The following is a 777-nucleotide window of genomic DNA, read 5'->3' on the forward strand; positions in this document are numbered from 1 at the left end:
AAAAACTGGCGGTCCGGACGGGACTCGAACCCGCGACCTCCTGCGTGACAGGCAGGCATTCTAACCAACTGAACTACCGGACCTACTGGTATTGCGGGGGATGGATTTGAACCATCGACCTTCGGGTTATGAGCCCGACGAGCTACCAGACTGCTCCACCCCGCGACGTTACAAAGTTATAAATGATGTTTTTCTAAGTAGAGGACATCTCCTCTTCTCATTTATATAGTATGGTGGAGGATGACGGGATCGAACCGCCGACCCCCTGCTTGTAAGGCAGGTGCTCTCCCAGCTGAGCTAATCCTCCGATATGTATTGGTGACCCGTACGGGATTCGAACCCGTGTTACCGCCGTGAAAGGGCGGTGTCTTAACCGCTTGACCAACGGGCCCAACTATGGAATGTATGTATTCTATATATGAGAACGATCTGGCGGAGAGCGAGGGATTCGAACCCTCGAGACGGTTTTACACCGCCTACACGATTTCCAATCGTGCTCCTTCGGCCAGCTCGGACAGCTCTCCAAAGTTGGCTCCACAGGTAGGATTCGAACCTACGACCGATCGGTTAACAGCCGATAGCTCTACCACTGAGCTACTGTGGAACAATAAAACTATGTAATATAGTAAGCCCGGCAACGTCCTACTCTCACAGGGGGAAGCCCCCAACTACCATCGGCGCAAAAGAGCTTAACGACCGTGTTCGGCATGGGAACGGGTGTGACCTCTTTGCTATCGCCACCGGACTTTTGAACATGAGAGTATTAACTCTTTGTTC

The 777-nt window shown here is 52.1% G+C and carries 6 tRNA genes and 1 rRNA gene; all 7 read right to left on the reverse strand.

Annotated features, from left to right (window positions below):
- Nucleotides 1-6 precede the first annotated feature (6 nt).
- Nucleotides 7-83 (reverse strand) — tRNA-Asp (locus tag JCM19034_RS20610).
- 8 nt (nt 84-91) lie between these two features.
- Nucleotides 92-165: transfer RNA gene (locus JCM19034_RS20615), tRNA-Met, on the reverse strand.
- A gap of 66 nt (nt 166-231) precedes the next feature.
- Nucleotides 232-307: transfer RNA gene (locus JCM19034_RS20620), tRNA-Val, on the reverse strand.
- A gap of 9 nt (nt 308-316) precedes the next feature.
- Nucleotides 317-391, reverse strand: a tRNA-Glu gene (locus tag JCM19034_RS20625).
- A 39-nt stretch (nt 392-430) separates the two neighbouring features.
- Nucleotides 431-524: transfer RNA gene (locus JCM19034_RS20630), tRNA-Ser, on the reverse strand.
- Between the two features lie 5 nt (nt 525-529).
- Nucleotides 530-604, reverse strand: a tRNA-Asn gene (locus JCM19034_RS20635).
- A gap of 25 nt (nt 605-629) precedes the next feature.
- A 5S ribosomal RNA gene (gene rrf, locus JCM19034_RS20640) occupies nt 630-745 on the reverse strand.
- Between the last annotated feature and the right edge of the window lie 32 nt (nt 746-777).

It is taken from the genome of Bacillus sp. JCM 19034, assembly GCF_001310635.1.
Lineage (GTDB): Bacteria > Bacillota > Bacilli > Bacillales > Bacillaceae_D > Halalkalibacter.